9 protein-coding genes are annotated in these 14,314 nt (G+C 63.0%); 3 read left to right on the forward strand and 6 right to left on the reverse strand.

What is annotated here, in order from left to right; all coding sequences use genetic code 11:
- Positions 1–84 precede the first annotated feature (84 nt).
- The 5 genes from AC1DX4_RS13560 to tagH form a co-directional block, all read right to left on the reverse strand.
- On the reverse strand, positions 85–2,625 hold the full coding sequence (locus AC1DX4_RS13560; RefSeq protein ID WP_477220776.1) for a serine/threonine-protein kinase: 2,541 nt from the start codon (positions 2,623–2,625) through the stop codon (positions 85–87).
- A 5-nt stretch (positions 2,626–2,630) separates the two neighbouring features.
- Positions 2,631–3,404, reverse strand: a complete 774-nt coding sequence (locus AC1DX4_RS13565; RefSeq protein ID WP_477220777.1) for a PP2C family protein-serine/threonine phosphatase — start codon at positions 3,402–3,404, stop codon at positions 2,631–2,633.
- A 159-nt stretch (positions 3,405–3,563) separates the two neighbouring features.
- Positions 3,564–7,121 carry a type VI secretion system membrane subunit TssM gene (tssM, locus tag AC1DX4_RS13570; RefSeq protein ID WP_477220778.1) on the reverse strand — a complete coding sequence of 1,186 codons (3,558 nt, stop codon included), beginning with the start codon at positions 7,119–7,121 and terminating at the stop codon, positions 3,564–3,566.
- A gap of 22 nt (positions 7,122–7,143) precedes the next feature.
- Positions 7,144–8,655 carry a type VI secretion system protein TssL, long form gene (gene tssL / locus AC1DX4_RS13575; protein WP_477220779.1) on the reverse strand — a complete coding sequence of 504 codons (1,512 nt, stop codon included), beginning with the start codon at positions 8,653–8,655 and terminating at the stop codon, positions 7,144–7,146.
- A gap of 294 nt (positions 8,656–8,949) precedes the next feature.
- Positions 8,950–10,002 carry a type VI secretion system-associated FHA domain protein TagH gene (tagH, locus tag AC1DX4_RS13580; protein ID WP_477220780.1) on the reverse strand — a complete coding sequence of 351 codons (1,053 nt, stop codon included), beginning with the start codon at positions 10,000–10,002 and terminating at the stop codon, positions 8,950–8,952.
- 250 nt (positions 10,003–10,252) lie between these two features.
- Between tagH and AC1DX4_RS13585 the strand changes: the two genes are divergently transcribed.
- The 3 genes from AC1DX4_RS13585 to AC1DX4_RS13595 are packed head-to-tail and all read left to right on the forward strand — an operon-like array spanning position 10,253 to position 13,347.
- The gene (locus AC1DX4_RS13585; RefSeq protein ID WP_477220781.1) at positions 10,253–12,577 is read left to right on the forward strand and encodes a type VI secretion system Vgr family protein; all 2,325 of its coding nucleotides are present in this window, start codon (positions 10,253–10,255) and stop codon (positions 12,575–12,577) included.
- 9 nt (positions 12,578–12,586) lie between these two features.
- Positions 12,587–13,012: a DUF6484 domain-containing protein gene (locus AC1DX4_RS13590; protein WP_477220782.1), complete on the forward strand. Its 426-nt coding sequence runs from the start codon at positions 12,587–12,589 to the stop codon at positions 13,010–13,012.
- Entirely contained in the window at positions 13,012–13,347 is a 336-nt protein-coding gene (locus AC1DX4_RS13595) for a hypothetical protein (protein ID WP_477220783.1), read from the forward strand. Before AC1DX4_RS13590 ends, AC1DX4_RS13595 begins: the two co-directional genes overlap by 1 nt.
- A gap of 57 nt (positions 13,348–13,404) precedes the next feature.
- Here the strand turns inward: AC1DX4_RS13595 and AC1DX4_RS13600 are convergent, their stop codons facing one another.
- A complete protein-coding gene (locus tag AC1DX4_RS13600) occupies positions 13,405–14,310 on the reverse strand; it encodes a hypothetical protein (protein ID WP_477220784.1) in 906 nt (301 codons plus the stop codon).
- Between the last annotated feature and the right edge of the window lie 4 nt (positions 14,311–14,314).

Raw genomic sequence — 14,314 nt, forward strand, 5'->3', positions numbered from 1 at the left:
TCGAGCTGGATCACGCTGCTCTATCGGCAGGTCGGCAGACGAATGAGGCAAACACGCGCGGCGGAGTTCCATCGGGCGCCCATGCTATCCGCCGAGCCGGAAATACTTGGCAGTGGCTGAGAATTGCGATCCGTCGGTTTCGATCTCCTCGAGAATTTTGGGCAGCAGAACCGAGGCCGGCGTCGGCGTCGAGAAGGAGGCCGCCTGAATATCCTGCGGACCCGTGATCACCATGATGATCTGCGGCACGGCCTTCCCGGCGGCCTTGTCGGCGGCGCCGAGGCCAATCGGGATGCTGAAGGTAGCCCTGTCGGATTGCGCGACGATGCGGTCGTCGAGGTTGAACACCATGCCCTTGTGATCGATCAGCAGCACGCTGGAAATGAGCCCGCCGCGCGTCACCAGCGTGCCGCTGATCGGCGTCCCGTTCGGCACCGATGTCCGGTCGAGAACAAGCTGCGGCTTGTCGGCCGTGGTCTGCCCGAGAAAGCGCAGAAAGTTGGTGACTTCGCACTGGCTCGGCTCGATGAGGCGGACGCTGATGTCCGGCTCGACATGGAATTTTGCCTGGAAATCGCCGAGCATCCGTTCGAATGGCTGGACCGCCGTGCCGAAACCTTCGATCGCGGCGGCCTTGTCGGTCGACGACGTCATGGTCGCGTAGAAACAGTCGCCGCCGCCGAAGTCGCGAACCCAGGAGACCCGTTGCGCACTGTCATCGACGACCGGCGGGATCGCCGGTTTGGGCAGGTTCAATGCGACGACTGGTTGGTCCGGCTGGTTGGCCGGCGGTGACGATGCGTTTTGGCCCTCGGCGTTCGCGGTATCCGTCTGGCTCACGCTCGGTTTGGGTGCCGGCACGGCCGCCTTGGCTTCCGGCTGGCTGATCTGCGGCTCGGGCTTTGGGGTCTCCACAACCTTTGGCAGGACCGGCGGCGGTGCTGCGGCCTTCTCGGCCGGCGGGACTGGAGCTATCGTCTCAGGTGCTGGAGCTGCCGTCTGACTGTTGCGGGCCATCGTATCCGGCTGGATTGCCGGCGATGCCGTTTCGGACGGCTGCGCGACCGTTGCAGAAGGCTTCGGGGGTTCCTGGGTTTGCGGGGGAGCAATGGGCTTCGCCGGCTCGGGCGTTTGCACCGGCTTCGCATCTGCCTGGCTTGCAGCCGGCGGCGCGTTCGCCTCCGTTTGTGGTTGCGCTGCCATTGCCGGCTGCTTCGGGAGGGCCTCGGCCGGCTGCGGCTTTTGAGCCGCCGCGGCCTCTGGCTGTTTTTCAGCCGGCGGGACGCTGGCCTCCGGCTGCGCGGGCGCAACCGGCTTTGCCGGCTCGGGGGCGCTCGCGACCTTGTCCGTCGGGGTCGGCTTCGACGTTTCCGCTACAGGCTTCGAGGGTTCGGGCGAAAGCGACGTCTTGCCGGCAGTCGGCGCCGCCGGCGTCATGAAGCCGCTCAGGTAAAGGCCGGCGCCTGAGGCGACAGCCAGTGTCGCCAAGGCGGCAATCGCGATTGTTCGGGTCTTCGCAGGTTTTCCGGGGACGTTGCTCGCGGCCATGCGCGGCGGCCCGGCGATCGGCGAAGGCTGCGGCTCGGACAAATGCGCGGGCCGGACATGCGGGACGAAGCGCTGTTCGCCCGGGCCTGTTGCCGCCGGCGCGTTGTGCCCCGCGACATTGGATGGCTGGGGCTTGGGATCAGGAGCAAGGGTTTGCTCGGCCGCTGGCAGAGCCGGACGGTCACGGGGTGTCCTGGATGGCGGCGGCGTTGTTGCTTCGTCTTCGCCGCGCGTCATCCTGGCGATGTCAGCCATGCTGACCGGCCGGTCTTGCGGATCCGGTTGCAGCATGGCTTCGACAATGCCGCGAAAATCGTCGTCGATGTCGGAGAGATCGGGCACGGTCCGGCGCTTTTCGATGATCTCGTACTGTGATCCGCTCATGTCGATCGGCTTGCCGCGCAGAGCGGCAGCCAGCACCAGCCCAAGGCTGTAGATGTCGGACTGCTCGCTGACGTCGCCGCTGTACAGTCCGAGCTGTTCGGGTGAAACGTAGTTGTATTTTCCCGCGAACTTTCCGCCGATCAGCGTCTCCCCGCCCACGGTCGCCGATCGCGCGATGCCGAAATCGATGATCTTTGCGCGGTCGACCCGGCCCCCTGGCAGGATGATGTTGTCGGGCGAGAGGTCGCGATGGATTGCTCCGGCCTGATGCACGGCGGCCAGGCCGGATGCGAGGCGATGGCAGAGCTTGCGCACCTCTTCCACCGGCATCGGCCCGCGCCGCATGATGTCGAACAGCGACTCGCCGTCAACGAATTCCATGGCCAGGTAAGGACGGCCGATCCCCGGATCGATGGTGAAGACGTGGTATCGCACGACCGCGTCATGCGACAAATGGTTGAGGATCGAGGCCTCCTTGCGGAACAAGGACAGGATCGTCTGGTCGCGGGCAAACTCGGGCAGCACGATCTTGATGGCGACGTGGTCTCCGGTCTGGATGTTGTGGCCACGGTAGACCTCACCCATGCCGCCGAATGCGATCCGTTCGTCAAGTTCGTAGATGCCGCTGAGCTGCGTGCCGACCGCGGTGTTGGCCACCTGCGGCGAAATTCGCGTCTTGTCGTCGGCGCTCATCAGCCTCAGCCCTCCGCTCTGGACAGATCAGGGTGGAGCGATTGTCCATTGCGCCCGTTTCCGATCTTTACCAGCACAATGGTGACATTGTCCGTTCCGCCTCGCGCCAGAACCGTTTCCAGCAGGTTTTCGCCGGCCGCCTGAGGCGTTGCCGACACCACAGCGGCCTCGATCTCCGCGTCGGTGACATGTGCGGTCAGCCCGTCGGTGGCCAGCACGAAAATGTCCCCCGGCATCAGTTCGCCTTGCTGGAAATCGATGACGAAGTCGTCGCTGACGCCGACCGCATGCGTGATGACATTGCGGCGTGGCCAGGTGAGCGCCTCGGCCGCGCTGATCATGCCTCGATCCAAGAGTTCCTGTACTTCGGTGTGGTCTTTCGAAATCTGCGAGATCGCGGCGTTGCGGATCAGATAGACCCGGCTGTCGCCCGCCCACAGGCAGGCGAACCGTCCGTCCATCGCCAACAGGGCGGCGACCGTGGAGCCGATGGTGATGCCACGCGATTCCGATATGCTGCGGATCTCGGCATTGGCCCGGCTCAGCCTGTCCTCGAAACGCGCCCGCAGATCCGGAGCGGAGCTTGCGATGCCGATCGTGGCCAGATGGTCGACAATGCTGGCCGAGGCGACCTCTCCGGCCTCATGCCCGCCCATTCCGTCGGCCACCACCCAAAGCCCGGTTCGCGGCTCGAGAAGATAGTTGTCCTCATTGTGCTCGCGGACACAGCCCTTGTGGCTCACGCCGAAGCTGTCAAAGGGAAGGGCGACATCGTTCAACTTGCCACCAAACGCGTCTCACGCGTCCTCTGCGGCGCACTCCCGGGCGCCCGCTCGTGCCAGTCTGCCACAGGCTCGGCCATTAAAGTATCGAAATTAAGGTCCGGGTCCCTGCGGCTCATGCGGGGTGTCAACGCGTTGAAAGGTTCGAAGCCCATCTCAAAACGCCTTCGGACAGCTGAATCCGGGAAGTGCCGGAAGCAGGAAGGGGCTGGGGCCGGAGCCGGTCTGGATCGTATAGGTGACGTCGCGCCCGCCGATCACGAAGCGCGCTTCGACATTGCTGTCTGTCCCGGTAATGGTCGCCTTGTCCATGAGCCGCTTCAGCGCCCACGGCCCTTCGAACTTGATGCTGGATTCGCGGCCCGGCATCTCCGGCGTCAGGCTCAGGCTGGCGGATCCGGAAGCCGCGCCGCTCGGCCACGTCAAGGTGCTCGGCGCGTTGCCCGCCTGGTTGCTCTGCACGGTCTGACCGTCGACATCGAGCACCGCCGCATCGGCATCGCCATGCAGTGAGAACGGCGTGAAGGTGATGCTGATCGAGGGCGTCGAACCGCCCTGGGGAAAGAACGCGCTGCGGATTTCGGCCGCCTGCTGGAAGCTTTTCAGCGTCGATTTCGACAGGTCGCGGCCGAAGCGCGCATCCTGCTTCCAGCTCCAGTCCTGACCGCTCATGTCGATCAGCGATGCGAGGTTTTGCGCGAAGAACCGGTCCATCAGCCCACCCGGAGCGAACAGTTTGGCGAAATCCGCCATCGCCATGTCCTCGGTGGCATTGCCGGAGAAAGGATAACGGCCGTTGATCGCCGCCTCGCAAGGCGCGGTGACCGCCTGGTCGAGCAGCTGGTTCAAATTCGCCACCGAGGTCTCTGTGACATTTCCTTCAAACTCGTCCGCCGTCGCATTGACCATTCTGGCGAGTGGCTTGGGCAGGCGCGAGGAATTGGCGCGAAGGGTGGCTATCTGCAGCTGCAGATTGGCGTTGACGCGTTCCGTCTGTGAAGGCACGTCGGTCGCCAGTTGCAGGCTCTGGTAGATGTCGCGGAAATTCTGCGTCAAGGCATCGATCGGCCGGCGTCCGGCAGGACCGCTCACCAGGGCCTGGAACGATTTGAACTGCGCTTCGATATTGGCCCCGGGATTCTGGTTTGCTGCGGATCCTATGCCGGCACGGCTTTGCGATTTTCCGGTGGCGATTTGTATGCCGATGCGCGCTAGGCCCTTGGCCATCTTTGCTGCGTCCGGAGATTGGCCTTGAACCGTGCCGGCTTCGACCCCGGTGCTCGTGTCTTGGCCGGAAGCTGCGTCGCGCGTCAGGGCGGTTTCGTCGGCGATCGCCGTAAACAGCTGTTCGATCGGCGAGGTTGGTGAGGCGACGGCAGAAAGCGCGATATAGTGCGGCTTGTCCTTCAGCATAGCTTTGAATTTCAACCCGTCGAGAACGCTGTTCCACGCCGTTGCGAATTCCTTGCCATAGCGATCGAGAAGTTCGGGGCCGAGCTTGAGCAGTTCCTGATCGATGCCGCCTTGCTCGCCGCCGCCACCGAGCACCCACTGGTCGTCGACGAGCGTCTGCGCAATGCGCGAGAGTTGCCCGAGATAGAAATGGTTGAAGCCGGCCCAACTATAGAGGCCGGGAACACGAAGGCCTGACAGGTCGCCGCCGTCGACACGCTCGAACAGCAGCTGCGACTCCGGGCCGCCTTTGACGGAAACCGAAAAATCCTCCAGCGCCGCTGAATATACCGCCGACTTGATCAAGGCGGAGGCGCGGTCGGCAAGGCTCATCCGCCCAAGCGAGCGCTGGGCGGCCTCGACGAGCGGCTGGTTCAGTTCGAAAACCGGATCATAGGCGTCGTCCAGGGCAAGCATGGCGCGCAGGTGCTTTTCGAGCTGCTCGCGTCCTGGGCGGTTGTTTTCGCCCGGATAGCGGTTCTGCTCCCAATCCTGCTTCATCCAGGAGATGATCAAGGCGTCGTCGACCTTCGGCGCCTTGCCGCCGAGCATCAGGTAGATTTTCAACGGTTCGTAGAGCGCGGCGGGATCGGCCATCTTGGCCTGGATCGTCCGCTCGGCCTGGATCAGCAGACGCGATCGGAACATGCGCTCCAGCGCTTGCCGGTAAGCCGTCCTGGACGCCGAAAGCAGTCTGTCCCGCTGGCTGAGGCCGAACGTCTCCTCGATCGGTGTCGGTGCGTCGCCGGTTTCGAACCCGGCCGGCAGATCGCGCAACTGGTCGAGCGGGCCGATGACGTTTTCGAGGTCGACATCGGTCACCTCGGTGCTTTTGAGCAGCGCGTCCGCCGTCGTGCGGTACTGGCCCATGGCCTGCGTGGTGGAGGCAATCAGCGACCTGTTGGCGGTGAAGCTCAGGGCGAGCGTTCCGAGGGCCGCCGCGGCGATCAAGGCGATGGCGCTAAGCCCGGCAAATCGGGCGATCGCCGCACGCCTTGCCGCCGATTTGTCGTACGAAACCCAACCGGATTCGGCAAAAATGACGCTTGTCAGCAGATCATGCAGAAAGAAACTTTTGCCGCTTCCGGAAAGATGGGCGCGGGAATTGCTGCCGAAGCTGCGGCCGATCGCGCCCAACACCTGATCGATGGGCGTCCCCTCTTGCGTGCCTGACGAGAAATAGAGCCCACGCAGGCTGGCATTCACCTGGCTGCGGCCCGGATCGAACAGGCCGGCGACAAAACTCGTAATTCGAACCTTCAGCGCGCCAAACTGCGCCGGAAAGCCAAAGACCGATATGCGCGCGGCCGGGTCAGCCTCTTCCTGAAGGCGGTCGGGCATCTCCTCGACCAGGCGTCTTGCCAGTGCATCGAATTCGGCCGGAGCCTCGGCGGCCATGTTCTTGGTGCGATCGGCGGTCTGGAATGTCGCGCCCCAGACCTTGCGTCGGCGCGGCTCGTCGAAACCGCCGAAATAGTCCATGAATCCGACGACAAGATCGGCCTTGGTGAACAGCAGATAGACCGGAAACTGGATTTTCAGCGTCTCGTGGATTTCCCGCAGGCGACTGCGTATCTCGACGACATGAGCGTCAAGCTGCTGATCGTCGAGGCCGATGAGATCGGCAAGGCTGATCGCCAGGATGACGCCGTTGATCGGTTGGCGTGCGCGGTATTTCTTGAGCAGCGCCAGGAAGGCGAGCCAGCTCTTGCTGTCGCTCTGCGCATTGGACTCCTGCGTCGTGTAGCGTCCGGCGGTGTCGATCAACACGGCCTGATCGGTAAACCACCAGTCGCAGGCGCGTGTGCCGCCAACGCCGGCGACTGGCTGGGCATCACCCGAACCGGCCAGCGGAAAATTCAGGCCGGAATTGACAAGTGCCGTTGTCTTGCCTGCGCCGGGCGGGCCGATGATGATGTACCAGGGGACCTCATAGAGGAAATTGCGCTTGCCGCTCGACCGTTTGAGCGCGGCGATCGCTTCGTTCATGCGCGCTTCGAGCACCTGCGAGTCGCTGTCCCTGTCGTCGTTGCGGGCAACGACGGTCTCCAGCGCCTTTTGCGCTTTGCGCATCTTCCAGAAGCGCAATCCGTAGATGATCGCCACGGTCGCCACGATCACACCGATGATTGCCGCGCGCAGCCAGACAGGCCCGAGAGGGCGGCTGTCGGCGAAGCGGATCAACGGTCCGGCAAACCACACGGCCGCCGAAAAACCGGCCAGCGCGATCATGCTGAAGATCTGCAGCAGCCAACGCGTCATCGGCGCTTCCAACCGGCCGTGCTCACAATGTTTCCTCCTTGGCGATCATCACATCGACACGGCGGTTCTTGGCGCGGCCTTCCGGCGTCGCATTGTCGGCGATCGGCTCGTCCTCGCCCTTGCCGTCGACGGTCAGCCGCGAAGGATCGCTGAACTTCGGCGCCATCATCGTTTCGACGGCCTTCGCCCTGGCGACGGACAGGTCGAAGTTGGACTTGAACGGGCTCGATTTTCGCGGCTTCACATTGTCGGTGTGGCCGACGATCCTGATCGGTCCGCGCTCGGGTTCCAGGGCGGCTGCGATATCAGTGGCTATGGGCTGGAACCCCGGCTTCGCCTCGGCCCGGCCGGACTGGAACAGCAGGAGATTGTTGATTTCCACGACGATGAAGTCGCCCTTCGTGCCGACGGTCAGTCCGCCGGCTTCGACGTCCTTGGCCAGTGCCGAGCGGATGCGGTCGATCTGCGTGGTTGTGGCTGCAGGCGGAGTGACTTTCACCGGCTCGGCCAACGGCGCCACGCTCGCGCGCTCGATGGCGATCGGCGTCGATGGCGTGAGAGCCAGCAATTCACCGGCGGTGGCGTCGCCTTCATTGGTGATGAAGACCCGTAGTGCGAAAAACGCCGCTGTCAGCAGCGCCGTTGCCGCTGCCGCGACGGCCCACAGCGGCAGGCGTGTCGACGATTGTGACATCGTCGCCGCCAAGCCTTGCCAGCGAGGCGAGATGTCCTCGTCGGCGCGAGGCTTGAAATAGCGAAGCGTTTCGTAGACGTCGCGCCGAACGCGTTCGAGATTGGTGTCTTCGCGTGTCAGGCCGCGATATTGGCCCTCATACCCCAGCGACAGGCAGACATGCATCAGTTCGAGCAGATCGTAGTGTGTCTCCGGGCTGGCCAGGACCTTGTTCAGCGCTTCGAAAAAGCCTGTCCCGTTAGGCTCGACGTGGAAGAACTGCGACAGCATGCTGTGCTGCGCCCAGGTGTCCTTGCGTGGCCAAGGCAGGTTGCCGATGAGATCGTCGGCTGTTTCGCAAAGGACGAACTTAGCAATCCGCGCATCCTCTTCGGCAACACCTGATTTCTCCAGTGTCCTGTCGAATTTATCGATCGCCTCAGCGACATGTTCGGCCAACGGCTCCGCTCGTCTCTCGACGGGGACAAGCCTGAGCTGGCCGAACAGCATCAGCAAGGGTGCGGCCGCGGCAAGGATCGGGTTTGCCGCAGAATATCGGACACTGTCGGTGATATCGAGCAGGGTCTCCTGTGGCAGAGCCGGCGCCGGCTTCGCAGCGGAAGCGCCGCTTCCTGCCGCAACAGGAGGAGTTCCCTGATAAAGCACGGTCCCTGATGTCCAACCAGGCGGCGTATGCCGGCCGACGCCGGGATCGAACACGGTCGACTCCTTGACCGGCGAGCGTTGCCCGCCATCCTCGGCGGGCTCCTGTGGGATCGGCGCCGGTTTTCGCTCACGCCGTGGCGTGGCGCGAATGACGGTCTTGCCCGCCGGGCCGAAAGGATCGTCCTTCGAGTTCATGGCCGATCGTCCGTCCGCGCCTGACGCCCGCGCTCTTGCCGGACAGGCGCAGAGCTCTTCGCGGCCAGGTAACGCAAAGGCGAGCCCTGCGCAGCAGGGCAGTGTCTTGAGGACGGTCGGCTACTCCTTACTATCCCGCTGTAAGATGACATTTGCCGCAGACCCCCAGGTCGATCAGCCTTACCCGCTTGGCGAATTGTCGTATGCGATCGTAATCCCGGAAATTCTCGATTGGAACCGGATGCCGCGCGCCGAAGAGGTATCTTCGTCGGCTGCAACGCGCCCCGGAAGCGCCTATTTCTGCTTGTCGGCTTTGGCATAGGCTTCGCTGAAATAGGCCAGGAATATGTCCAACATGCCGTTCTCGTGTGCTTCCTCCATGGTTCGCCAGGTCGCGACAAAAGCGTCCCAGGCCTGGCTCTTTTTCGACGAGAACGACGTCGGCGGAAGCTTTCTTCCGATCGCTTCCGGAGACAGGTCGTCAAGCAGCCGCGACAGCGCCGCCTGCATGGCGGCATAGGTGGCGAATTCGTGGGTCTTGAGATCGCGGAACGCATCCTCGATGCTGCGCCTGGCATCGAGATAGCCGGCCCGGCGCCGTGCGAACATGATCTCGAGTATGTCGTCGGTTCCCGGGACGAATTTCAGCGGGTTGTTGTCGGCGGCGCTGATCATCGTTCTCTGCGTGCTCTTGGCCAGCATTTTCGCCGCCGCGCGCGCCTTCAGCAGCAAGGTCAGTTCCTCGACCACCGTCCGCAGCACCGCGCCGATCTCGGCCGCAACTTCATGCGGGTCGCGCGATTGCAGTAGTTCCGGCGAGATGCCGGCCGCGATCGCGATTTCCCGCAGCACTTCGTCTCTTGTCGAGGGCAAAGGCGGTTGTGACGGGAACGTCGATGCGGCACCGCGCTGCCCGGACCGTTGTTCCGCGGGGTCGAAGAACGGCCCATCTCCGAATTCCAGCGACCGGCCTGCCGCAGCCGGCATTTCGCGCTGCGTCGAACCGTGGCTTGGATGGCCGGTCGCGACCCGCTCCTCGTCGATCGACACGAAGATGACATAACGGCCGATCAGCATCCGGTCGCCGCTGCCCAGTCGATGCGGGCCGGTCATGCGCTGGCTTGACCCGTTGATGTAGGTTCCGTTGCGCGAGACGTCGTGCAGCCAGAACGCACCTGCCACGTAGCGGACCTCGCAATGCCGGCCCGAGATGAATTTGTCGGGGTCCGACAAGGTCCAGTCGCAAGCATCGCGTCCGATTTCGAAGCTGCGATCCCGCGCCGCGTAGCCGGTCGAGATGCCCGCAGGCAAGGCGTCGACATTGTTGATTTGCAGACTGATGTACATCCAGGATCGCCGTCGAACACTGACCGATACTCCACATTCTAGCAGTTTGCACATACAACAGGACAGCAGCGTTTCGAGGCAATGCATCGACAGGGTAAGGATTTTCCACCGTGCGTCCTCTTTGGTCGGCGCGACAACATGTGGTAGGCTCAACATGGCCTGGTGCGGCGGGTCCTGAAAAGTTCCTGATGAGATGGCGGGAACTTCAAATCCACCGCGCCGGCGGCCGCGTCCAGGAGGGGCACGACCCATGCCGAACGAACGTGCCACGGTTGTGCAGACACCGGTCGGCGCCGAGCTGACCTTCACGCATCTTGTCGGCCGCGACGAGATCAGCCGCTGCTTTGCCTATACGGTCGGCTTCGTCGGGCCCAACTCCGACATCGATCCGCTGAAGATGCTGGGGGGCGTGGTTTCGGTCGAAGGAGAATCCGATCCAAAACGGTGGTTCAGCGGCCTGGTGTCCGAGTTCCGCCTGACCCGCATCGAGGACCGGCTGGCCTATTACGAAGCGGTCGTCAGGCCGTGGCTCTGGTTTCTCGGCAATGCGACCGATTGCCGGATCTTCCAGAACATGACCGCTGTCGAGATCGTCGAAAAGATCTTCTCGAAATACGGTACGGCGAAATTCGAGAAGCGGCTGCAGGGGTCGTACCCGTCGCGCGAATACTGCGTGCAGTATGACGAGAGCGATCTCGATTTCGTCCAGCGCCTGCTCGAGCACGAAGGCATCTTCTATTTCTTCGAGCATGACGAGGGCAAGCACACGCTCGTTCTGTGCGACGCGATGAGCAAGCTGAAGCCGGCGCCGGGCTACGAGAAGATACCCTATAATTTCGAGGGGCAGGGCTCGCGGCGCGACGTCGAATACATCACCGAATGGATTCCTGGCAGTTCGGTGCGGCCGGGGGCCTATGCCCATACCGACTATGATTTCCAGAAGCCTGGGGCCGATCTGATGGCGAAGTCGGCCCAGCCGTTCAGCCACAAGGAAGCTGCCGGCGAGAATTATCGCCAGCCTGGGGCGCATCTCGATGTCGGGCGCGGCGACACTCTGGCCGGTATCCGGCGCGAGGAACTCCAGGCCGTGCACCAGCGCATCACTGCCGTCGGAACCGTGCGCGGCCTCCATTCCGGCTGCACGTTCAAGCTGGAAAGCTTTCCGCGCGATGACCAGAACCAGGAGTATCTGGTGGTCAGCGCCGAATACAGGTTGTTCGACCCGGGCTACAGAACCCAGAACGAGGCCCACAGCGAGAATTTCAAACTCGTGCTGGGTGTCGCACCGACTGCCTTGCCCTATCGCGCGCCGCGGATCACGCCGCGGCCGATCATGCGCGGGCCGCAGACGGCGACGGTGGTCGGCCCTTCCGGCGAGGAGATATTCACCGACAAATATGCCCGGGTGAAGGTGCAGTTCCACTGGGACCGCCTGGGCAAGAAGAACGAAAACAGTTCCTGCTTCGTCCGTGTCTCGCAGACCTGGGCCGGCAGCGGCTGGGGCTTCATCCAGATACCGCGCATCGGCCAGGAGGTGATCGTCGACTTCCTGGAAGGCGACCCTGATCTGCCGATCATCACCGGCAGGGTCTACAACGCCTCGCAGATGCCGCCCTACGGCTTGCCCGGCAACGCAACGCAATCGGGCTGGAAATCCAACTCTTCGAAAGGCGGCGGCGGTTACAACGAGCTGATGTTCGAGGACAAGGCCGGCTCCGAACTGGTCAATTTCCAGGCGCAGAAGGACCACCACCTTCTGATCAAGCACGACCGCACCAAGCTCGTCCAGCACGACCAGTCCGACCGCATCGACCACGACGCCAAGCATTCCGTCGGCCACAACCTCGATGAGGACGTCGGCAACAACAAGACGGTCAAGGTCGGCGTCGACCAGACCACGAATATCGGCTCGAACGACACCGAGACAGTGGGCAAGAACCGCTCGCTGACGGTGGGGTCGAATGAGACGATTGGCATCGGTTCGAACTCGACGGAGACGATCGGCTCCAACCACTCGCAGACCGTCGGGATTGTCCAGACCGTCACTGTCGGCGCCGCCCGCATCGATACCGTCGGTGCATCCGAGACACGAAGCGTCGGCGGGCCGCAGACAAACACCATCGGCGCGACGCGGTCGGTTACGGTTGGTGCTGCGCAGAGCCATAACATCGGTGCTTCGGATGGTTGGGAAATTGCCGCCAGCCAGAGTGTCCAGATCGGCGCGGACCAGAGTTTCGCAATTGCCGGCAGCAAGGTTTCTCAGATCGGCAAGGATCGCAACACCAAGATCGCGAGCAACGATGTCACCGAAATTGGTGCGGCCCATGAGCTCAAGGTCGCAAAAGGCAGCATGGTCCGGGTCGGCGAGGACGCGACCATAAATGTAGGCAAGACGTTTGTGCTCGAGGCGGGCGATTCCATCGCCCTGAAATGCGGTTCCGCGACGATCACGATGAAGAAAGACGGTACGATCACCATCGAGGGCAAGGACATTTCCGTCAAGGGCTCGGGCAAGATCAATATGAAGGCCTCGAGCGACATCACGATGAAGGGTTCGGAAATTAAGCAGAATTGAAGGCGGACGATGACACAGGTTGTAGAGCGAATCGAAGGCGTTGTGATCGGCATATTCCTGGGCTTCGGTGAGGACGCGCCACTGGTCGTGTTTCCCGGAAATCCGCAGGAAACAGCGATCCCGGCGCGTAGCCTGACCGAGCTGACATCGGCGATGATCGGCGCCGAGGTGGCGCTGCTTTTCCAGGAGGGCGATCCGAACCGACCACTCATCGTCGGCCGGATTGTCGAGCCGTCGCGCAAATCCGCCGCCGCCCAGGTCATACGCGACGGAGAGCGCGTAACCATAACGGGTGACGAGCGTGTCGAGCTTCGCTGCGGCAAGGCGACGATCATCATGGAGAAGGACGGCCGCATCACCATTCGCGGCACCTACGTGACAAGCCATGCCAGCGCCACGAACCGTATCCGGGGCGGGTCGGTGAACCTAAACTGATGCCGAAGGTCGTTCTTCGCGAGATTGTGCGACAGCATGCGGAAATGGCGGCATTTCTGTGGACCGTCTACGACCACCATTTGCTGCACCCTGACGAAAACCCCGACATGGACGAGGAGCGCCTCGCGCGCCTTGTCGAACGGCTGGACGCTCATCTCGATGGCCTTCGGGTCGCGGGCCAGGTGGGGCAGGAGATCGCCGAACTGCTTTATGCCGAATATCCGGAGGCAGGTGAAATGTTCGTGCTCCGCATGCTGGTGAATGGCGCGCCGGCGCGGATCGCCGAACTCGACCTCGCCAAAGTGCGGGCGTATCTATCGGAGAACGGGCATTAGGACCGCCGTCCGCCAACTTGCGGGTACTGGGCAGATGCTCGGCCCAACCCGGCGCGGTCACGTCAGCCGAAGGCCTTCGTCATAGACGAGGGTAAGTGTTTTCCACTTGCGGCCGTCAAAGCGCCAGGCGGTATCGATACCGGCCACATAGAGGAATTCGCCATCGCTGCGCAGGTCCGACGCGATGCCGGTGTCCTCGAATGGCTCAAGCGCGCCGCCCACCTCGATATTGAGGCCAGCTTCGTCGCCCCAGTAGGTCTTGCCCTTGAAACTGCGCACGGCGAGATAGGTCATGTCAGCGGCAGCCTCGATCTGGGTCACTTCCTCATCCGCGATGCACAGGCAGACACCATCGTCGCCCGCGACCCTTATCTTGCCGTCCGGCGCAATGTCGATGCCGCGAAACCGGTCGTGCCGATGCACATCCAGCGGGCGCCAGCCCGCGCCCACCAGTTGGTGAATGGTGCCCATCTCGCCGCAGGCGTAGATGCCATGTTTCGGATGCCCGTGAACATCCAGATACTCATTGGATCCAAGCGGGGCGATGGGCTGCCATTGCGAGCCGGCCAGCCGGTACGCCACGCCGTCCGTGCCGACGGCAATCGGTCCGCCGGAATCTTCGGCCCAGACTTGCCTGAGGCTCTTCTGGCTGACCTTGTCACGCGCCCAGTTGGCATCGGCATTGCGCCAGATCCAGGTCGTGGCTTCCAGCGCGAACAACTCGCCTGAAGGCGCAGCCGAAAGCGACATCAGCCATTCGGAGGTCACCAGGAAGCCCCGCGCTGTCTTGGGGTTGAAATCATCGACGATGAAGATCACCGAGACTGTCGTGACATAGTCGGCATCGCTGAGCAGGAACAGAATGGCCGCCTTGCCTCCGCCCAAGGGCGCGATCTGAAGGCATTCGATGTCCGTGTCGCTGTCGGTTGCGAACCCCTCGAGGTCTTCCTTGTCCATTTTCATCCGC

This window comes from Mesorhizobium sp. P3_A8, from assembly GCF_056402995.1.